Source organism: Pseudomonas sp. CM27, assembly GCF_013179515.1.
Taxonomy (GTDB): domain Bacteria; phylum Pseudomonadota; class Gammaproteobacteria; order Pseudomonadales; family Pseudomonadaceae; genus Aquipseudomonas.
Genome location: NZ_JABMCN010000508.1, coordinates 1 through 564, shown reverse-complemented (window position 1 = coordinate 564; position 564 = coordinate 1). Strand labels below are relative to the sequence as shown.

Genomic DNA, 564 nt, shown 5'->3' with positions numbered 1-564 from the left:
ACACGTCCTCGCCCTGCGCTGGTGCAGCGTAGGACTTGGTGGTCTCGCCGGCCGCGAAGGTCAGGGTTGCACCGGTGCTCAGGGTGACGGTGAACGGCTTGTCCAACGCCTTGTTCAGGCTGATGGTAAAGGTCGGCTCGGTGGCCTCGTTGACGGATACCTGATCAGCCACGATGGTGACCTTGACCAGGTCGCCTTCGCCAGATGGCTCATCGGTGACTTGGGTGCTGACTTTGGTAGCGCCCAGCTCCAGTTGTTCGAACTGATCGACGCCTTTGCCGGCGACGTCAGTAAGACCCTGGGTGATGGTCACCGGGTCGTTGACGTAGACGTTGTCCGGCGCAGTCACGGTGGTGCTGCCGACCGACTCACCGGCCTTGATGGTCACGGTGGTGCCATCGGTCAGGGTGAAGGTCAGGCCCTTGTGATTGGTGACTGGCAGGGTTGGATCTGCGCTGACCAGAGTCACGGTGTAGGTGATCTTGCCGCCTTCGGTGACGGTGGTGTTATCCACAGTCAGCTCGGCAGTGACCGGGCTCTGGGTATCGGTGACGGCCACGGTCG

General features: G+C 62.1%; 1 protein-coding gene. It reads right to left on the bottom strand.

The window, feature by feature from the left end; translation table 11 throughout:
• Nucleotides 1–564 (bottom strand): immunoglobulin-like domain-containing protein (locus tag HP547_RS29275; protein WP_172289001.1); only part of this gene is annotated, 564 nt, incomplete at both ends.